The organism is Nocardia jiangxiensis NBRC 101359, assembly GCF_000308615.1.
Classification (GTDB): domain Bacteria; phylum Actinomycetota; class Actinomycetes; order Mycobacteriales; family Mycobacteriaceae; genus Nocardia; species Nocardia jiangxiensis.
Window position 1 is genome coordinate 84,670 of sequence record NZ_BAGB01000040.1, and the last position, 22,283, is coordinate 106,952.

General features: G+C 67.5%; 18 protein-coding genes and 1 pseudogene. 11 read left to right on the top strand and 8 right to left on the bottom strand.

What is annotated here, in order from left to right; genetic code table 11:
* Window positions 1–355: 355 nt before the first annotated feature.
* Window positions 356–834 (bottom strand): annotated as a pseudogene (locus ON40_RS56035) (PucR family transcriptional regulator).
* A gap of 805 nt (window positions 835–1,639) precedes the next feature.
* Here ON40_RS56035 and ON40_RS12815 point away from each other — a divergent pair.
* Both ON40_RS12815 and katG read left to right on the top strand, forming a co-directional pair.
* Window positions 1,640–2,059: a Fur family transcriptional regulator gene (locus ON40_RS12815; RefSeq protein ID WP_373281901.1), complete on the top strand. Its 420-nt coding sequence runs from the start codon at window positions 1,640–1,642 to the stop codon at window positions 2,057–2,059.
* A gap of 36 nt (window positions 2,060–2,095) precedes the next feature.
* Complete coding sequence (gene katG / locus ON40_RS12820) at window positions 2,096–4,327, top strand: catalase/peroxidase HPI (RefSeq protein WP_040822095.1); 2,232 nt, start codon at window positions 2,096–2,098, stop codon at window positions 4,325–4,327.
* Window positions 4,328–4,427: 100 nt separating this feature from the next.
* Here katG and ON40_RS12825 read toward each other — a convergent pair whose 3' ends face one another.
* The 3 genes from ON40_RS12825 to ON40_RS48125 form a co-directional block, all read right to left on the bottom strand.
* A complete protein-coding gene (locus ON40_RS12825) occupies window positions 4,428–4,976 on the bottom strand; it encodes a carboxymuconolactone decarboxylase family protein (RefSeq protein ID WP_040822097.1) in 549 nt (182 codons plus the stop codon).
* 254 nt (window positions 4,977–5,230) lie between these two features.
* Window positions 5,231–6,238, bottom strand: coding sequence for a tyrosine-type recombinase/integrase (locus tag ON40_RS12830; RefSeq protein WP_051193041.1), 1,008 nt, complete (start codon window positions 6,236–6,238; stop codon window positions 5,231–5,233).
* A 156-nt stretch (window positions 6,239–6,394) separates the two neighbouring features.
* Complete coding sequence (locus ON40_RS48125) at window positions 6,395–7,012, bottom strand: TetR/AcrR family transcriptional regulator (RefSeq protein ID WP_051193042.1); 618 nt, start codon at window positions 7,010–7,012, stop codon at window positions 6,395–6,397.
* Between the two features lie 63 nt (window positions 7,013–7,075).
* Here ON40_RS48125 and ON40_RS12840 point away from each other — a divergent pair, with 63 nt between their 5' ends.
* The 4 genes from ON40_RS12840 to ON40_RS12855 are packed head-to-tail and all read left to right on the top strand — an operon-like array spanning window position 7,076 to window position 10,637.
* The gene (locus ON40_RS12840) at window positions 7,076–7,768 is read left to right on the top strand and encodes an enoyl-CoA hydratase/isomerase family protein (RefSeq protein ID WP_218008779.1); all 693 of its coding nucleotides are present in this window, start codon (window positions 7,076–7,078) and stop codon (window positions 7,766–7,768) included.
* 2 nt (window positions 7,769–7,770) lie between these two features.
* Window positions 7,771–8,664, top strand: coding sequence for an alpha/beta fold hydrolase (locus tag ON40_RS12845; RefSeq protein ID WP_051193043.1), 894 nt, complete (start codon window positions 7,771–7,773; stop codon window positions 8,662–8,664).
* Window positions 8,661–9,539 carry a metal-dependent hydrolase gene (locus tag ON40_RS12850; protein WP_040822099.1) on the top strand — a complete coding sequence of 293 codons (879 nt, stop codon included), beginning with the start codon at window positions 8,661–8,663 and terminating at the stop codon, window positions 9,537–9,539. The genes ON40_RS12845 and ON40_RS12850 overlap by 4 nt, the downstream gene beginning before the upstream one ends.
* 15 nt (window positions 9,540–9,554) lie before the next feature.
* A complete protein-coding gene (locus ON40_RS12855; RefSeq protein ID WP_040822101.1) occupies window positions 9,555–10,637 on the top strand; it encodes a PDR/VanB family oxidoreductase in 1,083 nt (360 codons plus the stop codon).
* A gap of 100 nt (window positions 10,638–10,737) precedes the next feature.
* Here ON40_RS12855 and ON40_RS12860 read toward each other — a convergent pair whose 3' ends face one another.
* Together ON40_RS12860 and ON40_RS12865 are read right to left on the bottom strand one after the other, a co-directional pair.
* Window positions 10,738–13,749, bottom strand: a complete 3,012-nt coding sequence (locus tag ON40_RS12860) for a Tn3 family transposase (RefSeq protein ID WP_040822493.1) — start codon at window positions 13,747–13,749, stop codon at window positions 10,738–10,740.
* Window positions 13,750–13,857: 108 nt separating this feature from the next.
* The gene (locus ON40_RS12865; RefSeq protein WP_083895608.1) at window positions 13,858–15,345 is read right to left on the bottom strand and encodes an FAD-dependent monooxygenase; all 1,488 of its coding nucleotides are present in this window, start codon (window positions 15,343–15,345) and stop codon (window positions 13,858–13,860) included.
* A 279-nt stretch (window positions 15,346–15,624) separates the two neighbouring features.
* Here ON40_RS12865 and ON40_RS12870 point away from each other — a divergent pair, with 279 nt between their 5' ends.
* Window positions 15,625–16,440 (top strand): SEL1-like repeat protein, encoded by an 816-nt coding sequence (locus ON40_RS12870; protein ID WP_040822103.1) that lies wholly within the window; start codon window positions 15,625–15,627, stop codon window positions 16,438–16,440.
* Between the two features lie 40 nt (window positions 16,441–16,480).
* Here the strand turns inward: ON40_RS12870 and ON40_RS12875 are convergent, their stop codons facing one another.
* Window positions 16,481–17,218, bottom strand: coding sequence for a M50 family metallopeptidase (locus tag ON40_RS12875; protein WP_083895609.1), 738 nt, complete (start codon window positions 17,216–17,218; stop codon window positions 16,481–16,483).
* 265 nt (window positions 17,219–17,483) lie between these two features.
* Between ON40_RS12875 and ON40_RS12880 the strand changes: the two genes are divergently transcribed.
* Window positions 17,484–17,804: a hypothetical protein gene (locus ON40_RS12880; protein WP_040822105.1), complete on the top strand. Its 321-nt coding sequence runs from the start codon at window positions 17,484–17,486 to the stop codon at window positions 17,802–17,804.
* Between the two features lie 4 nt (window positions 17,805–17,808).
* On the opposite strand, the gene ON40_RS12885 is transcribed toward ON40_RS12880, so the two are convergent.
* Window positions 17,809–18,684, bottom strand: coding sequence for a TIGR03621 family F420-dependent LLM class oxidoreductase (locus ON40_RS12885; protein ID WP_040822107.1), 876 nt, complete (start codon window positions 18,682–18,684; stop codon window positions 17,809–17,811).
* Window positions 18,685–18,792: 108 nt separating this feature from the next.
* Here ON40_RS12885 and ON40_RS12890 point away from each other — a divergent pair, with 108 nt between their 5' ends.
* From ON40_RS12890 to ON40_RS12900, 3 genes are all read left to right on the top strand, one after another.
* Window positions 18,793–20,028: a helix-turn-helix domain-containing protein gene (locus ON40_RS12890; protein ID WP_174435031.1), complete on the top strand. Its 1,236-nt coding sequence runs from the start codon at window positions 18,793–18,795 to the stop codon at window positions 20,026–20,028.
* A gap of 170 nt (window positions 20,029–20,198) precedes the next feature.
* Window positions 20,199–21,719 carry an acetaldehyde dehydrogenase ExaC gene (exaC, locus tag ON40_RS12895; RefSeq protein WP_281033029.1) on the top strand — a complete coding sequence of 507 codons (1,521 nt, stop codon included), beginning with the start codon at window positions 20,199–20,201 and terminating at the stop codon, window positions 21,717–21,719.
* A complete protein-coding gene (locus ON40_RS12900; protein ID WP_040822111.1) occupies window positions 21,719–22,147 on the top strand; it encodes a DUF779 domain-containing protein in 429 nt (142 codons plus the stop codon). Before exaC ends, ON40_RS12900 begins: the two co-directional genes overlap by 1 nt.
* Window positions 22,148–22,283 lie beyond the last annotated feature (136 nt).

Genomic DNA, 22,283 nt, shown 5'->3' on the forward strand with positions numbered 1-22,283 from the left:
CGGCCGAGCGGGACAGCACGATCTCGTCGACTCTGAACGAGCGGCGCTGGCGTTCACACACGGCCTTCGGCTCGAAGCCAGAGTTCGCGTCACCGGGCACGGCGATCTCGACCTGTATCGACACCGGCAAGACCAACCACACGCCTGCGCGGTCGGTGTCGGCGGCGAAGTACTAGGGAGTCCGAGAGTTCGGAACGACCAGTATGCGATCGAGCAGTTGATCAGCCAACTGCGCAGTTCGTTGGGTGCCGCGTTCATCGTTTTCACCAGCGGTGTCCTCACCGCCTTCGGCACCGTAGGCCGAACTGCGGCCCACGCAGGTTTGTTCCCGTCGCACACGACGACTCCCGCGGAGTCAGCGGAAAACTCGGGCGCTCGAAACACTACAACCGTCGCCTGCGCCGTGCCTTCTACTTGGTCGCCGTGTGCAGCATCCGCGACGAAGGACCATCGCGAGATCTCCACCAGTGCAAACGATCAGAACACCCGCGGTATTGGAGGGGCGGGCTAGGAAGTTCGCTCGCGGCGGCTGGCTGATGGTTTCGGAGACTTCGAGCAGGCGCAGGGCCAGGTCTGCTCGCATGCGGTCGGCGTGCTGGCTCAGGTCGAGGCCGGTGAGTTTACGGATGAGGTCCAGGCGGTACGCGAGGGTTTTGGGTGGACGTACAGGCGGTGTGCGGCGTCTTTTTGTGAGCAGTTCGCGTCGAGGAATGCGCGCAGGGTTTGTAGGAGGGCGCCGTCGTGGGTGGCGTCGTAATCGCTGAGGGGACGGGTGATTTCGTTGATGAATGCTTGGAAGTCGGGGCTGTTGCCGCTGCCGAGCAGGAGCCGCACGATGCCGAGTTCGTCGTAGAGGGAGACGGTTCCCAGGCGGCGTGCGGCGGCGTTGGCGGTTTTGGCTTCGGTGAATGCGGTGGTGTACGTAGCGGGGTCGGTGCACGGTGTGCTGATTCCCCAGGAGGCGGACAGGTCGGGGTGGGCCTTGTGGACGATGTCGCCGAAGGTGTCGGATCCATAAAAACCCTCACGTGCCGCAGAACGTCACCCAAGGGCCCATCACAGCCACTTATGTCACTGTGACGATACGAACGGTGCATAACTATGCATAAAACACCGAATAAAACCCGGGCACTCGCAGGTCCTTTCAGGATCAGGCTCCACACTCGGACACTGTCAACTCCGACCGGACTAGTCTCACCTTTTTCCGGATCCCACAGATGCGGTGCGCAACAACATAGTTACCCGCCTCAGCTGCTCGCGTTATTACGCCGATAATTGACATTATGTCAAGTAAGACGATCGAGGCGCTGGTACTCGTGCATACACCCACCCCCTCCCCGCCGCGACATTGCGTGCCGGGCTTGGACTTCCACGGCCTCGCCGAACTCCCCTGCGGGACGCCCGGATCTGCTGCCGGGTCTTCGTATCCGGATCTGTCAACTGTTCACCTCCGGGCTGCCGATAACCCGGACGCGCCGCTCCAAGATCGGTAGTCTCTGCCGCAAATGATCTAGAGACACGCATCACAGTCTGGCGAGGGACGTTCGGCCGAAACCTGAGAATTTCCGCGAACCCCTCCCCTCGAAGACTTGAATGAGTCATAATTATGAACGTGTCCACTACAGCAGAGTTCGAGCGCATGCTGCGCGGTGCCGCTCTGCGTGTGACCGCGCCGCGGATCGCGGTGCTGGCCGCGGCGCACGAGCGTCCTCATTCCGATACGGACTCGATCCTGTCCCGAGTGCGCGAGACGCTCGGGACGGTTTCCCACCAGGCCGTGTACGACGTGTTGCGTGCGCTCACGGCCGCGGGTCTGCTTCGACGTATCCAGCCCATGGGGTCGGTCGCGCGCTACGAGACCCGGGTCGGCGACAACCATCACCACGTCGTGTGCCGCTCGTGCGGTGTCATCGCCGATGTCGACTGCGCCGTCGGCGAGGCGCCGTGCCTGACCGCCTCGGACACCAACGGTTTCGTCCTGGACGAGGCCGAGGTCGTGTATTGGGGTCTGTGCCCCGATTGCTCGGCAGCCCAGCACATTTCGCAATCTGAAATCTGAATACAGCCCGAATACCCCACTCTCGAAAGGAACACCGTGGCTGAGGAACATCCGCCTATTGCAGAGGCGAACACCGAGCCCGCCGGGGGCGGTTGCCCCGTGGTGCACGGTCGCCTGAAGTACCCCTCGGAGGGCGGCAGCAACCGTGACTGGTGGCCCAACCAGCTCAATCTGAAGATCCTGCAGAAGAACCCGGCCGTGGCGAACCCCATGGACGAGGGCTTCGACTATGCCGCGGCGTTCAAGGCTCTGGATCTGGCGGCGGTGAAGCAGGACATCGTCGAGGTCATGCACACCTCGCAGGACTGGTGGCCGGCTGATTTCGGGCACTACGGTCCCCTGTTCATCCGGATGGCGTGGCATGCGGCGGGCACCTACCGCGTGCACGACGGTCGTGGTGGCGCGGGCGCGGGTATGCAGCGGTTCGCGCCGCTGAACAGCTGGCCGGACAACGGCAACCTGGACAAGGCGCGCCGGTTGCTGTGGCCGGTGAAGAAGAAGTACGGCAAGAACCTGTCGTGGGCCGATCTGATCGTGTACGCGGGCAATGTCGCGCTGGAGGACATGGGCTTCGAGACCTTCGGTTTCGGTGGCGGTCGCGAGGACCGGTGGGAGCCCGAAGAGGACGTGTACTGGGGCCCGGAGCAGATCTGGCTGGGTGATGAGCGGTACACCGGTGAGCGGGATCTGGAGAGTCCGCTGGCCGCGGTGCAGATGGGTCTGATCTACGTGAATCCGGAAGGCCCGAACGGCAATCCGGATCCGCAGAAGGCCGCGGTCGACATCCGTGAGACGTTCGCGCGGATGGCGATGAACGATGTGGAGACCGCGGCGCTGATCGTGGGTGGTCACACCTTCGGTAAGACGCACGGTAACGGCAATGCGGATCTGGTCGGTCCCGAGCCGGAGGCCGCTCCGCTCGAGGAGATGGGCCTGGGCTGGAAGAACGGCAACGGCACCGGTGTCGGTAAGGATGCGGTGACCTCGGGTCTGGAGGGTATCTGGACCACGACGCCGACCAAGTGGGACAACACGTTCCTGGAGATCCTGTACGGGTACGAGTGGGAGCTCGAGAAGTCTCCCGCCGGTGCGTGGCAGTGGATTCCGGTCGACGGTGGCGGTGCGGGCACCGTGGCCGATGCGCATGTCGAGGGCAAGACGCATACGCCGACGATGCTGACCACCGATCTGGCGTTGCGGTTCGATCCGATCTACGAGCCGATCACTCGGCGGTGGTTGGAGAACCCGCAGGAGTTGGCGGATGACTTCGCCAAGGCCTGGTACAAGTTGACGCACCGCGATATGGGTCCGGCGGTGCGGTACCTGGGTTCGCAGGTGCCTTCGGAGGAGCTGCTGTGGCAGGATCCGGTTCCGGCGGTGGATCACGAGCTGGTGGACGCGGCTGATGTGGCGGCGTTGAAGGCGAAGGTGCTGGAGTCGGGTCTGACTGTGGCGCAGCTTGTTTCGACTGCGTGGGCGGCGGCGTCGTCGTTCCGTGGCAGTGACAAGCGTGGTGGCGCGAACGGCGGGCGGATTCGTCTGCAGCCGCAGGCGGGCTGGGAGGTCAACGAGCCCGACGAGTTGGCTCAGGTGGTGCGGGTGCTGGAGGGTATCCAGGGCGCGTTCAATGCCGAGCAGTCGGGCGGGAAGAAGATCTCGTTCGCGGATCTGGTGGTGCTGGCGGGTTCGGCGGCGGTGGAGAAGGCTGCCAAGGATGGCGGTTTCGAGGTCGAGGTGCCGTTCGCGGCGGGTCGTACCGATGCCACGCAGGAGCAGACCGATGTGGAGTCGTTCGCGGCGCTGGAGCGTTCGGCGGACGGTTTCCGGAACTACCTGGGTAAGGCGAACCGGTCGGCGGCGGAGTATCTGCTGATCGACAAGGCGAATCTGCTGACGCTCAGTGCCCCGGAGTTGACGGTGCTGGTCGGTGGCCTGCGGGTGCTGGGTGCGAACTACCAGAACTCCGCGCACGGTGTGCTGACCGACAAGCCGGGTGTGCTGTCCACGGACTTCTTCGTGAATCTGACGGATATGGACACCAAGTGGGAGCCCTCCCCCGCGGATGACGGCACGTATCTGGGTAAGGATCGTGCGAGTGGTGAGCTCAAGTGGACCGGTACTCGGGTGGATCTGGTGTTCGGGTCGAACTCGCAGTTGCGGGCGCTGACCGAGTTGTATGCGGAGGATGATTCGCAGCGCAAGTTCGTCGATGATTTCGTCGCGGCGTGGGTGAAGGTGATGGACCTGGATCGTTTCGATCTGGTCTGATCCGGTTTCGCCGGTGGTGCCCCTGGGCCGTTGTGGTCCGGGGGCACTCTCGTGTGTCCTGTCCCCCGACGATTGTGTTGCGCCGCTGGGGGGTTTCGGGTCAGTGCTCGGGGCGTTGCGGCAGGGCGCAGGTCATGCCGTCGGCCATGCCGGTGGGGCGGACGCCGAGTGCCTGGTTGAGGCGGGCGCGCTGGTTTTCCCAGGCGATGGCGGCGGCGAGTTCGGCGTATTGGGTTTTGGACAGGCTGGTCAGTAGGCGGGTGCGCAGGTCTTCCAGGTCCAGGGCCGCCGGGGTGTGGGCCATGGCTTCGGCGAGGGCGAGGACGAGTTTTTCCTGGTCGGTGTAGGCGTCGCTGGTGGTGTAGGCGGGTAGGTCGGTGATCTGGCGTTCGGTGAGTCCGCTGGAGTGTGCGAGGGCGGAGCCGATGTCGAGGCAGAATTCGCAGCCGATGAGGCCGGCGGTTTTGAGTTCGGCGAGTTCTTTGAGGCGGGGGTCGAGTCGGTTGCTGAGCAGGAGTGCGGTTTCGTAGGTGCCGGTGCCGATCAGGAGCCAGGGTCGGCGGATGAGCCAGCCCAGCAGGTCGGTGCGGTGGCGGCGGGCGTCGGCGAGGGCTCGTGCGTAGTGGCGTGTTCGGGTGATCGCTCTCATGTCGGTTCTCCCCTGTGGTGTGCGCGTGGTGGTTGTTTCACCGTAGCGCTGTTCCACTACATTCTGTAGTAGTTATGGGGTGTGTCCGCCGCGGCCGCCGGTGTCGTGGTCACCGGCGGCCGCGTGTTCGGGTGTCATGCCGGGGCGCCGAACCAGCGGGTCAGGGCTTCGTGCAGGCCGGTGACACCGTCGGGCGCGGCCCGGGGTCGCCGTAGTATCGGCCGAATTTCGGGCGGATATGGCGTAGCTGCTGGTCAGTGGGTACGGGATGCGCCGGGGCCGATGAGGCTGGTGAGTTCGCGCATCGCTTGGGGAGAGGGTTTGAAGTAGCGGCGCAGGTTCTCGGCCTTGCGGTGCCGCGATTTGGCCATGAGTTCGAGCAGGCTCGCGCCGGATTCACCAAGGTGTGTCAGGCCGGAGTGGCGCAGTTCGTGCAGGTCCCATCCGGTTCCGGGCCCGTCGGTCGCGGTGGCGGCGTCGAGTAGATCGCGGGCCTGGTCGTAGGACAGCCGCGCGAGTCCGGTGTCGGGGCACAGGTCGCGGTCCGCGAGGTATTTTCCGGGCCCGGGACGGCGGTGGGTCACGAATACCGGGCCACGGGTGCGGCCGCGGATCAATCGCGGTAGCAGCCGGGCGGTGCCGGCGTCCCAGTACACGGCTTCCAGAACGTGTTCGTGGTGGGTGGCGCCGCGGCGGCGGGTGCGGGGTTTGGCGCCCTTGGATTTCACCCGGGCGCACCGGCCCGCCAGGTCGAGATCCTCGATGTTGAGCTGGAGCAGTTCCTCTGCGCGAGCGCAGGTTTCATACAGCATTCGCCACAGCGTCTTCTCCCGCAGATGGATCTCGCGGCGGGAAATGAGCCGGTCGATTGCGGTCCGCGAGCGCACTGGCGTCTCCGAATCCGGCGGCGTCGAGCGCGTGGCCGACGCCGGCACCTTCGGGGCGTCCCAGCCTTGCTCTCGGCACCAGGACAGCCATTTCGCGACCGCGGCGCGGCGCGCGTTCCAGGTATTGATCGCAGCGTGGCCCCAGAGGGATTCGAGGGCCGCGCCGATCTCGTCGTCGGTGACCGAGTCCAGGGCTCGGCTGGGGCCGGGCAGTTCGCCGGGACCGCGGCCGTCGAGTTGGTCGACGGTCTTGACGACCGCGATGCCGTAGGCGCGGCGGGTGTTGCCGGGCCCGAGGGTGTCCAGGAACGCCTCAGCCGATCCGCGCAGAGTGCGGGGTGCGGCGGTGTGGATCCGGGTCACGGTCGCCGCCATCGGGCTCCCTCTCCTGGCTTGCCCCGGATAACGGGGTCTCTTCGTGTCGCCGCCGCGGCGGTATCGCCGCCGGCCATCTCCGATGTTACCCCAGATAACAGCCCGTTATCCGGGGTATCCCTGCTATCGTTTGCTGGCTAGTCCCTGCCCAGGCGGTCACACGGTGTCGAGTGGTTGCGTGAGGACGTCGGATCCGACGACTGCGCGGACCGCGTCGGGCAAGCGGCACCGCCGGGCGCGGGGAGGGCGTTGCCCTTGTTGCAGATACCGTTTGGCGAAGCTGAACGGCATGTCGACGATGGCCAGAACCAGCAAGTCGACATCGCTGCGGCGTGAGCGCCCCAGCAGCGCTTGGGCCAGTTCCACCATCAGATAGCTCGTTTCGCGTTCGGCGTCTCGGATCTGACCGAGTGTCTCCGCGGACAGGCGCAGGCTCAGCACGTCTTCGCGGGATAGGCGGTCCAGCAGCAAGACATCGTGGGGTTCGGCGACGCAATGATCGAACAGTGCCAATGCCAATTCGACGATGACCTCGATCGCCTGCGGGTCACTCGGCAGGGTCTGCGGCCACACCGCGTGGGTGCGGCGTACCGCGCGCAGCCATGCCTGGGCCAGCATCTCATCGACGGAGTCGAAGCGGTGGTAGATCGACCCGACCGGCGCACCGGCCTGTGCGGCGATCGCGGTGATCGTGGCCGCGCGTGGTCCGCGTTCCAGCACGACCTCACGAGCGGCGTCGAGCAGGGCATCGACGGAAAACAGCGTCCTGGCCATGCCCCGAAGTATCGCAGACGCCGTGGGTTGCGCGGCCGCCACTCTAGAGGATATTTTCTAGAAATGAATTTCGTGCAACCGGCGGTGACATCTATTCCGACGCTGTCTCGACTCGATGGCGTCGATGTCCTCGACCTCGGAGCCGGCGAGAACGTGATCAACCCGGACTGGCTCGATGCCGTCGAAGCTCACCTCGACGGCGTCGCTGCCCAGACCGGGCCACGCGCGCTGGTGACCAAGGCCAGCGGCAAGTTCTGGTCCAATGGGCTGGACCTGCAGTGGCTGATGGCCCACGGTGAGCAGATCCCGGCGTTCAGCGCGCGCGTGCAGGCGCTGTTCGCGCGGATTCTGACGCTGGATGTGCCGACCGTGGCAGCTGTTCAGGGCCATGTTTTCGGGGCGGCGGCGATGCTGGCACTGGCGCACGATCAGCGAGTGATGCGCGAAGACCGCGGCTACCTCTGCTTCCCCGAGATCGATATCGAGATCCCGTTCACCGAAGGGATGTGCGATCTGATCACCGCGAAGCTGACCCCGGCGGCGGCACACGAGTCGATGACCACTGCGCGTCGTTACGGCGGCCGCGAGGCGGTGGCCTCAGGGCTGGTCGATGCCGCCGTGGCGGAGTCGCAGGTGCTCGACGAGGCGCTGGCGCGTGCGCGAGCGCTCGCACCGAAGGCAGGCGCGACCTTGGGCTTGATCAAGAGCAGGCTCTACCGGCACGCGGCGACAACGCTGCGGGAGACAGGCGCGTGAGCATGGAGCACACATTGCTCGCCTCCGACGGGGTGCGCCTGGCGGTGTGCGAGCGCGGCAACCCGGCCTCGCCGACGCTGCTGTGTGTGCACGGATTTCCCGACGACCACAGTGTGTGGGACGGGTTGGCCGGAGAACTCGACTCCGAGTTCCACGTGGTGAGCTTCGATGTGCGCGGCTCGGGTGCCTCCCAAGCGCCGCCCCGTATCGGCGACTACCGGCTCGACCAGCTCGCCGACGATATCGGCCGCATCATCGACGCATTCGCTGGGGGCAAACCAGTGCATCTGGTCGGCCACGACTGGGGCTCGGCGCAAGCCTGGCACACCGCCACCGGAGCTTCCCAGCACAAGATCGCCTCGCTGACATCGATCTCGGGGCCGTGCCTGGACCATATTCCGTTCTGGATCGGTGATCGGCTCGCGGCCGGGCCGCAGGGGTGGCGAGAGGTGCTGGCGATGTGGAAGTCCCCGCTGTACATGGGGTTCTTCCAGATTCCCTGGCTGGCACCGCTGATGTGCCGCCTCGGTGTCGTCGACACCGTGATCGGGCTGGCCGAGCGCGCCGAAACGGGAAACCGTCCAGCGGGGATGCCGCGTCACCGCGCCCGCGTCAACCGGGCCGGCCTCAAGATCTACACGGCCAACCTCGGGCCGCGGCTGCTGCGCCCACAGCGCCGTCACACCGAGGTCCCGGTGCAGGTGCTAGCGCCCCGCTCGGACCTGTTCATCACCGCTGCCAGCCAGGTCGATGTCGCACGCTGGGCGGCGAACTCCCGAATCCGGTCGGTCGAGGGCGGGCACTGGGCCCCGGCGTTCCGCCCCCGCGAGATCGCCGCCCATGTACGCGAATTCGCTCACCAACACACCACCACCGAGAAGAAGGGACCGAAATGACGACCTCGATCACCGATGCCGACAAGGTCGCTCTGACCGCCCGCAATGTGAGCTGGGACTGGACCGGGCTACCGATGCACTACGTCGACGCCAACGCCTTCGTCACCCACTATTGCAACGGCATGAACATGCTGTTGCCCGAGGGCGAGGTGTTCTTCGTCGACGTGTTCAGCAAAGCACTGCCGTTGATCGTCGACGACGCTGTGCGTGAAGACGTGATCGGATTCATCGGCCAGGAGGCCACGCACTCGAGTTCGCATCAGTCTCTGCTGGACTACCTGCAGGGCCAGGGCTTGGTCGTCGCGCCCTACATCGACCAGATCCAATGGTTCTTCCGCCGCCTATTCGGTGACCGCGATTTCACCGGCCCGCGCGCGCAGGCCTGGCTACTCGAGCGGGTGGCCATCGTCGCCGCGCTGGAACACTTCACCTCCTACCTGGGCAACTGGGGTCTCAACGCCCGCGGCTGGGACCACACGATCGAACCCCGGGTGCTGGACCTGTTTCGCTGGCACCTCGCCGAGGAGGTCGAACACCGCCACGTCGCCTTCGACCTCTACACCCACCTCGACGGCCGCTACTGGCGGCGGGTGCGTGCCTGGCTGATGGCGGCACCGACGCTGGCGATCCTGTGGGTCCGCGGCATCCGCTACCTGATGTCGGTGGATCCCGAACTCGCCGACGCCGAGCGCCGCATCCGGTTTCGCGATGTGCGGGCAGCGTGGCGACGCGGGCTCATGCCCAGCCCGGCAAGCCTGACCGCGATGTTCTTCGCATACTTCCGCCCCTCCTACCACCCCTCCAAATACGGCTCGACCAGCCAAGCCGTGGCCTACCTCGCATCCTCGCCCGCCGCGCGCGCCGCAGCCCACTGAACACCGGAGCCCACCGTGTCCTCACCAACACCTACCGCGGTCCCGGCGTCGCTGACCCGCCCCGGCAAACCGGACCGTTTGATGTCGGCCTACCGCATTGCCACCCGTCCCTTCGCCGCGATCGTCGCCCGCACCCGGACCCCCGCACCCCAGCCCGTCGATCGTGACCTCGCACTCGTCGTCGCCGAGACCGCCCAAGTGGCCGACGACGTGGTCAGTTTGCACCTGGAATCAGCCGACGGCTCCCCGCTGCCGCAATGGCATCCCGGCGCGCACCTGGACCTGGTGCTGCCCTCGGGCAGGCAGCGCCAGTACTCGCTGTGCGGCTATCCCGGCGACCACAGCAGCTACCGGATCGCCGTGCGCCGCATCGCCGATGGTGGCGGCGCGTCCATCGAAATCCACGACAAGATCACCGCCGGCACCGCCCTGACCGCGCGGGGGCCCCGCAACGGGTTCCCTTTCGCCTACCCCCACCTCGCCCGCGCCAACATCTCCCGCGTCACGTTCATCGCCGCCGGGATCGGTATCACCGCGATCCTGCCGATGGTGGTCGCCGCCGCCGCAGCCGGAGTCGACTGGCGGTTGACCTACCTCGGCCGAGACGAAGACACCATGGCCTTCCTCGACGAAATCACCGGATTGGACCAGCAGCGGGTCCGCATCCACACCGGCACCAGACTCACCCCCGAAGACCTGCTCACCGGCATCGACGCGCGCACCTCGGTGTACTTCTGCGGGCCCCCAGCTCTGCTGACCGACCTGCGCACAGCCGTCGATCGACGCGCCACCGCAGGCTTTCATTTCGAACGATTCTCACCACCACCGGTGGTCGCCGGACACCCATTCCAGCTACACCTGCACCGCGCACGCCAAACAATCGCTGTGAGACCCGACGAGTCGGCGCTCGCCGCCGTCCGCGACGCACGGCCCGAAGTGGCCTACTCCTGCCAGCAGGGATTCTGCGGGACCTGCCGCGTCCGAGTGCTCTCGGGTGACATCGACCGCCACGGACATTCGAACTTCGGAAACGACCCCGACTCGATGCTGATCTGTGTCGACCGCGCCACAACCGAACACCTCACCATCGACCTCTGACAATTCAGCGACCGATCCGCGCACCGACCTGACCCCCAACACCACGGCCGCCGAGACCTCCGACCACGAGTACATGCGGGCCGTCCTGGGGATAACCGTCTCAGAACAGGGTGTCGCGCACCCGCAGCGGCCGGTACCCGGTGGGGCCGAGTTGGGCGAGTTCGCCCTCGATGTCGCCCTCGATCGCGCCGAAGAAGTTGATGTTGGCGCTGTGCGCCGGAGAGATGTGGGCCAGGACCTCGTCGTCGATACGCTGCCCGGACCGGCGCATCTGCTCGACGGCAAGCCCGTAGTACTCAGTGGTCCAAGCGATTACCGCGTTCGTGGCCAGGGTCAGGCACCAGGTTTGCTCGGTCTGGTCTTCGAGCTGGCGGGCACGGATCGTGCCCTCGTGCGCATACAGCAGGTCCCGCCGCAGAGCGTGCAGGGATTCACCCTTGTTGAGCTGGCGTGATATCTTGCGCCGATAGTTCGGATCTGACAAGTAACGGGCAGCGTAGACGGTGCGCCGCAGGGCCCCGTACTCCTCGAGCGCGGTGGCCAGGGTGTTCTGCCGCCCGGAGGCGGACAGCTTGCCGACCAGCAGCGACGCGGTGGCGTGCCCGAACTTCAGCGACCCCGCCAACCGCAGCAGATCATCCCGATGCTCGGCGATCAACTCGAGGTTCGCACGCCGCGTCATCAACGGTCCGGCGTGCGGAAACCGGGCCTCGGTCTCACGGCGGGGTCCTGGCCGGTACAGGGTGATCTTGCCCAGGTCCCGGATCCGGGGCGAGAGCTGCAACCCGAGCAGGTCGAACAACCCGAAGTTCACCAGGGTCACCCCATGGGTGTCTGTCGCGTGTTCGGTGATCGGCAGATCCGTTGCGTTGCCGAGGATTTCGTCCAGCACGTAGTGCGCTTCGCGTTTGGTGGCGACGATGATCTTCGTACCGTAGGTGGCGTGCTGATCGGTGACGTGGGTGTAGGTCGACAGCACCCGGCCGCCGTGGATGACCATCTCCCGGGCCGAAGTCGACTTGCCGCGCACCGGGAACCGCTGCCCGTCGCTCGAGGACAGCGTGCCCGCACCGAACACCGCGGTCAGCGGCAGCCGCTGGTGGTAGTCGATGATCGCCAGGTTCGCCGCACGCAGCGTCTCCTCGCGCACATACCATTCCGCCGTCCAGGCCAGGATGTCGTAAGAGATGCCGCACGCCTCCGCCATCCGCGTCAGCCCCAGGTTCGTCGAATACGCCAGCAGCACCGCGATGAGGTTGCGTTTCAACTCCGGGGTGTGGGTCTGCTTGCCCGAGGCGTGGGTGAAACAGTCCAGGTAGCCGGTGCGTTTGTCCAACTCGATCAGCAGCGACACGATCGGCGCGAACGGCAGCATCTCGGTCAGCTCCGCCTTGAGCGAAACAGCCTCCGCGGGCACGTCTTCGGCGGTCAACGGCGAGATCACCAGATCCCCGGCCTCGTCCACGCGCACCGGCCCGTCCCCGCCAGCCAGTACCGCCTCCAGCTCACCGACCGCCTCGTGCAACTCGTCGGTCACCACGGCCAGGGCTTCGCCGGGATCGGCGGGTTTGCCGACCAGTCGGCAGAACTCGGCCCGCTGCGGCGTCCATTGCTCGGCGGTGAGCAGGTACGCGGCCGGATCGGCGTAGCGGCGCGAGCCCGGCACGTACACATCCCCGCTGCGCAGCCCATCCCGCAACCCCAACAGCACGCACAACTCCCAGTAGTGCCGGTACGCGGTGACACTGCCCGATTTCCGGGCCTCCTCGAGGTAGCCGCGCCACTTGGTCGGCACGAACCCGTCCGGCGCCCCGTCGAACACCTTGCGGCGCCCGGTGGCGTTCAGCTCGCGCAGCATGTCCACCGCGATCAGCAGCTCGGTCGCCGCGGTGCCGCCGGCGAACCGCACCGCGGACAACACCGCCGGGGTGAACTGCCGCAGATAGTTGTACGACATATCCAGCGCGGCCAGATGCCCGTGATCACGCGGAAGACGGGGCTTGGCCTGAGCGATCGCCGCCCGCAACCGATCCCACCCAATCCTCTCGCCGCGGATCAAGCCGCCGATCTCCTCATCGCCGATCTGCGGATCGGTGACGATAGCCAGCAACTCGTCCAGCAAAGCCCGCCGGTCCTCACCGGATTTGCCGCGCTCGGCCAGCTGCTGCTGCATACGCCGCTCGGCCTGGCCGAACTTCGCCGAGATCGCCTGGTCGAACAGCGCCACCACCTCGTCGAGCACGTCGGCAGCCGATTGCGCCAGCACCGTCAGCAGGATCGGGTAGCGGCGCTGCGGCTCTCGACGTTCGAGGGCCTGCGGGGTCAGGCGGCGGCCCATCGTGGCCAGGAACCGGCCTCGTTCGGCGGGCAGCACCGACATATCGAGGCGGTCCGCGCCCATCCCGCGCAGGAACCCCAGTTTGTCGACCTCGGCTTTCACCGCCTGCGCGGACGCTTCCACCGGGCCGGTCGACAGCCACCGCAACCGCGATACCCCGAGCGAGGGATCGGTGACCAGCAACGCGTCCAACTCCGTGCACCGTTCGGGGGTGAACTCGTGCGCGAGCCGATCATAGGTCTCGGTCTGAGCCTGGTGGCGGGCGTGTGCCACGCGTTCCACCACCGTGACCGGTCCCGGGCGGATCACCCGCGCCGAGATCAGATACTCGCAGCCCAGCCGGAACAGCAGCGTCGGGGAATCGTGCTCCATCGCCCGCGCCAGCAGGAACTCGTCCAGCTCCTTCGACTCCAGCAGCCCGGCCGACCGCCAGCCCAGATACTGAGCGGCCAGCCGCACATGCTCGGTGCGGGTCTTGGCGCGCTTGCCGTACGAGCCGATCTGGACCGGATCCACCCCAAGCTGCTCGGCGAGCCGGGCCACCGCCACCGGCGGCGCCGTGGTCAACCGGTCCGGCACGAACCCCAGCCACGGCAGAGTGCACAACGCGATCGCCAGCCCCAACCGGTCCGCTGGACCCCGGCCACGGCCTGGATCCACGAACGCCAGATCAGCAGGGGTCAGCGTGAAGAACCGGAACAACTCCTCGCGGCTGATCTCTGGAAACCCCCGCAGACGCTCCAGCTCCTCGTCCGCGAACACCCGCGTCGCCACGAACCCCAACCTCCACCACGCCGCCGATCAACCCTCATCGGCAGCCAAGCCAAGCACCAACCACCCCACCCTGCATCTCGAACGCGAAAACCCTTCTCTACCAGCCCACTACGCCATATCCGCCCGAAATTCGGCCGATACTACGGCGACCCCGGCCCAGGCGACGATGCCGTCGGGACGGATCAGGACACCCGAGAGGTCTTGCGGGTCAACGGGTTTGGCGGTGACGACGCGGACGGTTCGCCGCCAGGGAGCGGCGATCTCGCGCAGGGCGGGAGTATCGGCGAGGTCGAGCAGGACCGCGTGCCCGTCGGTGCAGTGTTCGGCCGGGCGGGTGCCATCGGCCAGGGCGATATCGGGGACGACGGTGCCCAGCAGAGGGTGCGTGCCGCCGAGGTCGTAGCGGTGGGCGATGCCGGAGATCTTCTTCAGCACGCTGGTGGCGCCGTCGCGGGTGGCCAGGAATTCGGCGGTGACCGCGCGCATGGCGCGGCTGTGCGGATCGGTACGCATGATGGCGACCTGGGCGCGGGACCACTGCAGTACCCACTCCCCGATCGGATGACGTTCACTGGTGTAGGTGTCCAGCAGATCGGTGGGTGCGTGTCCGGCGATGACGGCGGCGAGTTTCCAGCCGAGGTTGACCGCGTCGCCGATGCCCAGGTTCAGGCCCTGTCCGCCGAACGGCGAGTGCGCGTGGGCGGCGTCCCCGGCCAGCAGGATGCGGCCGCTGCGGTAGGTGGTGGCTTGGCGGGTGTTGTCGGTGAAGCGGGTGGCCGAGTGCACGGCGGTGATCTCGACCGGGATTCCGGATACCGTGCGCAGGGCGTGCTGGAGTTCGGCGGCGGTGACGGGGGTGGTGCGGTCCGCGGGTGGTCCGTCGAATTGGACGGTGAGGATGCGGCCGGGCATCGGCCCGTACACGTAGATGCCGGTGTCGGTGCAGGACCAGCCGCGTTGCAGTGCTTCGGCGCCGCGCATCTCGACGATCGCCTGGTGTCCGGTGACGAGCGGGTCGACGCCGGGGAAGTCGAATCCGGCGAGTTTGCGCACGGTGCTGCGGCCGCCGTCGCAGCCCACGAGCCAGCTCGCGCGCACGGCGGTGTCGTCGAGCCAGACGGTGACGCTGTCGCTGTCGTCGGTGAAGCCGGTGAGTTCGGTGCCGCGGCGGATCGGTATGCCCAGTTCGGTCGCGCGGGCGGTGAGGATTTCCTCGATCCCCTGTTGCGGGACGATGGTGGCTTCCTGGACGGGGCCGAGTTCGGCGAAGGCGGGGTCGGTGTCGTCCACGTTGTCCTGGTTGATCCAGATTCCGGCGAAGTGGCCCACGGGCCGGGCTCGCCCGGCCGGTGTGGGGTTGGCGGGTGCGAGGCGGGCCATGAGTGCGCGATGGCGTTCGGTGAGTTGCGGCAGCAGGCCGCGGCGGTCGAAGGCCTGTGCGGTGGGGATGTTGATCGAGCCCGCTTTGATGGTGGGGTCGGGTTCGGTGAGCCGGTCCACGACCAGGACGTGCACACCGGCGAGGCGCAGCTCGCAGGCGAGCATCAGTCCGACGGGTCCGGCTCCGGCGACGACGACGTCGAATGTTTCGCTCATGGGTCCCACGGTGCCGGGATGCGGTTGCGCTGGTCTTGCGCGCGGCTTGCGCGGGCGGTGGTGAGGGTTCGCGCGCGCAGGGTGTGTGGTGTGAATAGTATTGCGGGCGAATGCAATGGAGCATTTCGCGCATACCGTTCGGCTGGTTTCGGTCGGTCGCCGGAGCGGTGCGGGGGCCGGAAATAGGTTCGGGGTCAAGGGGTTTGTCGTTCCGGTGTGGGTATCGCGGTATGGCGCGGGTTTTCCGCGGGACACCTTCGGCGAAAGGCGGCGGGCACGATGACCGGGCCGGATCGGTATGACGAGCAGGACGTTTCGCGTGGGTCGCTGGCCGACCGGTATGGCGGGACCGAGCCTGTGCGGTGGCAGGGGCAGGTGGTGCAGCCGATGTATTGCCAGGCGCTGGGTGCGGATCCGACGATACTGAGTTTGACGTTGCAGCGTGCGGCTCCCCCGGCCGGGGTGCGTGGGGTGGGGATCGCGGTGTCGGTGTTGAGCGGGCATGTGGCGCTGGCGGGGCGGCGGTTGCGTGGGGTGGATGTGTGGACCGAGGCGATGTCCGGTGGTGTGGATGTCGAGTTGTACGGTGCGGGGCCGGATGCGCGGTTCGCGCTGACGCCGGTGTGGTTGGGCCCCGATGGTGCGACGGTGTCGTGGGCGGGTAATTACGGGGTGGTGCCCGATCGGTCGCAGGACGGGTCGGCGGTGTTGCGGTGCAGCACCGGTGTGGGTGCGCCGGATTTCGGGGAACTGGTTGTGGCGGTGGGGATTCGGACCGCGCCGACGGACGAGTCGCGGTATCGCGGGGCGTTGTACGAGTTGGGGGTGGCGATGCACGGGCGCGGTGAGACCGATCAGGCGTGTGCGTTGTGGGATCAGGCGGCGGGGCTGGGGCATGTGGGTGCGGCGTACGACCTGGGGGCGGTGCGTTTCGGGCACGGTGAACTCGCCGAGGCCGAGCAGTGGTGGCGGATGGCGGCCGAACACGGTGACGTGCGGGCGATGACCGGGCTGGCCGAGGTTCTGGATCGGCACGGGAGCGCGGGGGAAGCGCGGCGGTGGCGTGAGTACGCCGGGCAGGGATCGCGACCCTAGCTGCTCTGTTCGCCTTGCCTCGAGGCTGCGGCGCTGGTGCTCAGGTGAACGGCCAGGGGGTCAGCAGCAGGCGGCCTCCGCCGACCAGGCAGGCCAGCGATGCCCCGGCGAACACCAGCACCCAGAAGAAGGCGGGCAGCCGGGTCAGGTGGGCGAGTTGGTCGGCGTCGGAGCCGTCGCCGCGCACGTGCACGCGCTGGAGTTCCGCGACCGCGCGCAGCCCGCCGAACAGCAGGAACCAGGCCACCGCGTATCCGAAGACGCCTTGGACCACGACGTTGCTGTACCAGGAGACACCGAAGACGGCCGCGCCCGCGACGACGACCGCGAGCAGCCCGAACATGTTGCGGATCAACAGAAGTAGCACCGCGAGCGCGGCCACGACCAGCCACAGCATCAGGGTCAGCCGCCCGATGCCCAGCAGTGCCGCGCAGCCCAGGCCGAGCAGCGAGGGGGCGGGATATCCGGCCATCGTGGTCAGGATCATGCCGGGGCCGTAGGGTTTTCCGCGCGAGACGGTGACGCCGGAGGTGTCCGAGTGCAGGCGCACTCCGCGCAGGGTTCGTCCGGTCAGTACCGCGACGAGTGCGTGCCCGCCTTCGTGGGCGATGGTGACCGCGGTGCGCAGGATCCGCCACACCGGCGTGTACAGCACCAGCACCAGTGCGACCGCCGCGGTGGCGGCGATGACCCACAGCGGTGGGTGTGCGGAGACCAGTCCCAGCTGATCCGATACCGAGGACACCGATACCGGTGCGGCGATGCGCGACGAACTCACCGCCGTAGGGTAGCGGTACCTCACGCGGCGTGCACTGCGCCCACCCTCCCCGAATCGGTGCACATCGCCCGGTCGAGGTGACCGGGTGTGTGGGCGGTCCGGGTTGTCTGGTTGTGGCCGTTGATGTTTCGGTCGGGCCGCGGTGGGTGCTGGGCGCGCGGTTGCCGTGGATGGCGTGCGTGGCGCCCCTCGAACGTCTCCGGAGCCTCTAAGCTGTCGGGCGGGATCGCCGGGGTCGGCTCGGCGTGCAGCAGAGGAGATCGCGATGAAGTCCGTGCGATGGGCGGCCGCCGGTGTGGGTGTGATGGGCGTTGCCGCAACGCTTCTGACCGGATGCAGCGATGTCCAGAAGGCGTTGAACAAGGGTGGCGACACCGCGTGCAGCGATTACGTGAAGCAGGATCAGGACACTCAGCGGGTGACGATCACGAAGTTCGTCAAGCAGCAGACCGGTGACGATCACGAACCGGCGGGCACGACGGTGGATGCGACGATGGTGTCGGTGAAGTTCCTGTGCAGCAATCAGCGCAATGCCGCCACGCCGATCAAGAACGCCGACGTGGCGGGCATCTTCCTCAACAAGTGAGGGCTCAGCGCAGCAGTTCGATGACTCGGGCCATCTTGTCCATGTTCGGCTCGAGGACGGTGAAATAGCTGATCCCGTACCGTTTGTGGCGTTCGCGGAGTTGGTCGGCCATCTGTGCAGGCGTGCCCACCAGCAGCATCGGGATCTCCTCGGCGCGGTCGGCTGCGCCTTCGGGCAGGTTGGGGGCGAGGCGTTCGAGCAGGGCGGCGCGTTCGTTCGGTGCGGCCAGTTGCTGGATGAGGATGTTGAATTCGGTGCTCTCGCGGCGTGGGCCCAGTGCCTGGCGCACCGCGGCGACGCGCTGGTCCAGATCCTCGGGAGTGCCTGCGGTGATCAGGCCGCTGTCGGTGGTGCCGCCGCCGGTGAAGGCCACCACGTCGGCGTGTTCGGCGGCCACGCGCAGCATCCGTTCGCCCCATCCGGCGATCAGCAGCGGCGGGCCGCCCGCGCGGGCGGGGCGGGGGCGGTAATCGGGGTCGGCGAAGGTGGCGCGCAGGGTGCGCGCGGCGTCCGCGACCTGCTGCACGCGGCGGCCCGCGCTGGGGAATTCTATTGCGGCGGCGTCGAATTCGGATTTCACGTAGCCTGCGCCGAGGCCGAGTTCGACGCGGCCGTCGGTGAGCAGATCCAGGGTGGCGACCTCGCGGGCCAGCAGGGTCGGGTTGTAGAAGGGGACGTTGAGCACGAACGAGTTGACCTGTGCGCGCTCGGTTGCCTCGGCGGCCAGCAGCATCGCCGGCAGCGGCGCCAGGAAACCCAGATGATCGGCCACCCCCAGTACGTCGAAGCCCGAATCCTCTGCCTTGCGGCATTTTTCGATCCAGGACTTCTTGGAATCGGTGAGGAACATGTTCACGCCGAATCGGAACGATGAGCTCATGGTTTCCTGTGTACCAGCCGGGTCCGACAATTTCCCCGCGACCGGGTCCGGTTTGCGCAATCATGGGGTGCAGCGCCCGGACTTCGCCCGACGACGAGGTTGGTGACCATGCCGCAGTCGCGCACACTCACCCAGCAGCGCGCCGCCCTGGAACAGGAGTGGGCGCGCTGGGCGATCCCGCACGCCCCGACCCCGGAACCGTTCCCCCGCACCAGCTCCGGGCACACGATGCTGCGCAGCGAGGTCGCCCGGTCCTGGCAGCGCTCGCTGAGCACCGTGGATCCCGAACGTCGCGCCGCGCCCGCGGACGACGACGAGATCGCCACCCGATGGGCGCATTCGCCGTTGCACGCGCCGGTGACCGCGCTGGCCGACGAATTGCACAGCATCACCGACGATTCCGGGTTCACCGCGTGTGTCACCGACGAGCGCGGCACCATCTTGTGGGTCTCGGGCGGACGGGTGCTGCGCAGACGCGCCGAACAACTCAACTTCGCGCCCGGCGGCCGGTGGGACGAGCCGCACATGGGCACCAACGCGATGTCACTGGCCCTGTGCACCGGGCAGCCCGCGACGGTGTTCTCCGCCGAACATCTCATCGCCGCCCTGCACAGCTGGGTGTGTTACAGCGCCCCGATCAACGCCCCCGACGGGCGTCGGCTCGGGGTGATCGACCTGTCCACCAGCTGGGAGCGTTCGCATCCGCTGGCGTTGTCCACCGTGCGTGCCCTGGCGACCGCGATCCGTTCGCAGCTGCCCCCGGATCTGCCTGCCGAGCAACCCGAGATCCGCCTGCAATGCCTGGGCGGGGCGAGCCTGTCGCGCGCGGGTTGCCCGGTGCGCTTGCGCCCGCGTCAGCTCGAGATCCTCACCCTGCTTGCGCTCGAACCCGACGGGTTCACCCCGCAACGGTTGCACAGCGCGATCTACGGGGATCGGCCGGTGAGCGCGAGCACCCTCAAAGCCGATGTGTCACATCTGCGCCACGCCACCGGCGGGGAGATCGCCAGCCGCCGCTACCTGCTGACCCGACCGATCTCCTGTGACGCGGTGGACCTGCTGGACGCGCTGGCCGCCGGGAATCTGACCGCGGCGCTGCGGCTGTATCGCGGGCCGCTGCTCCCCGGATCGGACACCCCCGGTATCGCCCAGTGGCGCGAGAATCTGGCGGTGCGGGTGCGCACCGCGGTACTCGAGAGCCCGTGCGCGGCGCACGCGGTGCAATTCGGCATCCGCTGCCCCGAGGACGTCCGGGTGCACGAGCACGCGCTGGCGCTGTTGCGGCCCGGAGATCCGCGCCGTCCCGAGGTCACCGCGCGCCTGCACGCCGCCCTGGCCGACTGAAACACCCTCGCACCAGGGTGTGCGTGCGACGCCAACCTGTTGCCAACCATGGTGTTCCACACTGACGCCGTCCCGGATCACTCCGTGGGACGCGCGTCGGCTCGCGCGGGCATCACCCCTTGCGTGAGCGTCATGGGCCCGCGCGTGCCACGGCCGACCACGAAGCGAGCATCATGATCTACGCCAAGCCCGGAACCGAGGGCAGCATCGTCGAATTCGCGCGCCGTTACGACAACTTCATCGGCGGGGACTGGAAAGCGCCCGCCGAGGGACGGTATTTCGAGAATCCCTCCCCCATCGACGGCGAAACCTTCTGTGAGGTGGCCCGATCCACCGCCGCGGACATCGACGCGGCCCTGGACGCCGCGCACGCCGCCGCGCCGGGCTGGGGTGCGACCCCGGCCGGGGAACGCGCCAACGTGCTGAACCGGATCGCGGACCGCATCGAAGCGAATCTCGAACGCCTCGCGGTGGCCGAATCGTGGGAGAACGGCAAGGCCGTGCGCGAGACCCTGGCCGCGGATCTGCCGTTGACCGTCGATCACTTCCGGTACTTCGCCGGTGCGGTGCGCGGCCAGGAGGGCGCGATCTCCGAGATCGACCAGGACACCATCGCGTACCACTTCCACGAACCGCTCGGCGTGGTCGGGCAGATCATCCCGTGGAACTTCCCCATCCTGATGGCCGCCTGGAAACTGGCCCCGGCGCTGGCCGCGGGCAACTGTGTGGTCATCAAACCGGCCGAGCAGACCCCGGCCTCGCTGCTGCTGGTGATCGATCTGATCGCGGATCTGCTGCCGCCCGGAGTGGTCAACGTGGTCAACGGATTCGGGGTCGAGGCGGGCAAGCCGCTGGCCTCGAGCCCGAAGGTGGCCAAGGTCGCGTTCACCGGCGAGACCACCACCGGCCGGCTGATCATGCAGTACGCCAGTGAGAACATCATCCCGGTCACCCTGGAGCTGGGCGGTAAGAGCCCGAACATCTTCCTGCCCGACGTCGCCGCCGCCGACGACGCGTTCCTGGACAAGGCCGTCGAAGGTTTCGTGATGTTCGCGCTGAACCAGGGCGAGGTGTGCACCTGCCCCTCGCGCGCGCTGATCCACTCCTCGATCTACGACGAGTTCATCGCCCGCTGCATCGAGCGCACCCGCGCGATCACCGGCGGCAACCCGCTGGACACCGACACCATGATCGGCGCGCAGGCCAGCAACGACCAGTTCGAGAAGATCCTGTCCTACCTGGACATCGGCCGCCAGGAGGGTGCGAAGGTGCTCACCGGTGGTCAGGCGCGCAAGGTGGAGGGCTACCCGAACGGGTACTACATCGAGCCGACCATCTTCGAGGGCCGCAACGATATGCGCGTGTTCCAGGAGGAGATCTTCGGCCCGGTGGTGTCGGTGGCCCGCTACGACGACGTCGAGGACGCGATCGCCATCGCCAACGACACCCTCTACGGATTGGGTGCGGGCGTGTGGACCCGCGATATGAACACCGCCTACCGGCTGGGCCGCGCGATCAAGGCCGGACGAGTGTGGACGAACTGCTATCACGCCTATCCCGCGCACGCGGCGTTCGGCGGATACAAGAAGTCCGGCATCGGGCGTGAGAACCACAAGATGATGCTGGATCACTATCAGCAGACAAAGAACCTGCTGGTCAGCTACTCGCCGAACAAGCAGGGATTCTTCTGATGCCCGATCCGGGCGACGCGGGTTCGGCGCGGCGGATCGGGATCACCGACGCCGCGGCCGAACTGCTGGACGAGCTGGTCGCCCGGCACGGTCCGGTGATGTTCCACCAGTCCGGCGGCTGCTGCGACGGCAGTTCCCCGATGTGCTATCTGCGCGGGGAGTTCCGGGTGGGCGCCGCGGATGTGCTGCTGGGCGAGCTGCCCGGGCAGACTCCGTTCTGGATGAGCGCGGACCAGTTCGACTACTGGCGGCACACCCACCTGACCGTGGACGTCGTGGCCGGGCGAGGCAGCGGATTCTCCCTCGAAGCCCCCGAGGGGGTGCGGTTCCTGATCCGCTCGCGGCTGCTCACCGACGCCGAGGTCGAACAGCTCGACGCGGATCCGCCGCGCACGGGCGCGCAACTGTCCGGCGATCCACAGTCCTGATTCCAGCGGTTCCGCACCGGCCGTCCACTCCGGGGGCGGAACCTGCCCGTGGCTGCCGCAGCCGCACTCATGGTGAGGGTGCGGCAGCCACGTCCGACTCGTCCGGCCCCGGATTCACCCTCCCGGGGCCGGACGG

Excerpts from the sequence above, each read along its gene's own strand:
- ON40_RS12815 (WP_373281901.1), top strand. The coding sequence starts at position 1,640 with ATGCTGCGCGGTGCCGCTCTGCGTGTGACCGCGCCGCGGATCGCGGTG.
- ON40_RS12825 (WP_040822097.1), bottom strand. The coding sequence starts at position 4,976 with ATGAGAGCGATCACCCGAACACGCCACTACGCACGAGCCCTCGCCGAC.
- ON40_RS12830 (WP_051193041.1), bottom strand. The coding sequence starts at position 6,238 with ATGGCGGCGACCGTGACCCGGATCCACACCGCCGCACCCCGCACTCTG.
- ON40_RS48125 (WP_051193042.1), bottom strand. The coding sequence starts at position 7,012 with ATGGCCAGGACGCTGTTTTCCGTCGATGCCCTGCTCGACGCCGCTCGT.
- ON40_RS12840 (WP_218008779.1), top strand. The coding sequence starts at position 7,076 with ATGAATTTCGTGCAACCGGCGGTGACATCTATTCCGACGCTGTCTCGA.
- ON40_RS12845 (WP_051193043.1), top strand. The coding sequence starts at position 7,771 with ATGGAGCACACATTGCTCGCCTCCGACGGGGTGCGCCTGGCGGTGTGC.
- ON40_RS12850 (WP_040822099.1), top strand. The coding sequence starts at position 8,661 with ATGACGACCTCGATCACCGATGCCGACAAGGTCGCTCTGACCGCCCGC.
- ON40_RS12865 (WP_083895608.1), bottom strand. The coding sequence starts at position 15,345 with ATGAGCGAAACATTCGACGTCGTCGTCGCCGGAGCCGGACCCGTCGGA.
- ON40_RS12870 (WP_040822103.1), top strand. The coding sequence starts at position 15,625 with ATGACCGGGCCGGATCGGTATGACGAGCAGGACGTTTCGCGTGGGTCG.
- ON40_RS12880 (WP_040822105.1), top strand. The coding sequence starts at position 17,484 with ATGAAGTCCGTGCGATGGGCGGCCGCCGGTGTGGGTGTGATGGGCGTT.
- ON40_RS12885 (WP_040822107.1), bottom strand. The coding sequence starts at position 18,684 with ATGAGCTCATCGTTCCGATTCGGCGTGAACATGTTCCTCACCGATTCC.
- ON40_RS12890 (WP_174435031.1), top strand. The coding sequence starts at position 18,793 with ATGCCGCAGTCGCGCACACTCACCCAGCAGCGCGCCGCCCTGGAACAG.
- ON40_RS12900 (WP_040822111.1), top strand. The coding sequence starts at position 21,719 with ATGCCCGATCCGGGCGACGCGGGTTCGGCGCGGCGGATCGGGATCACC.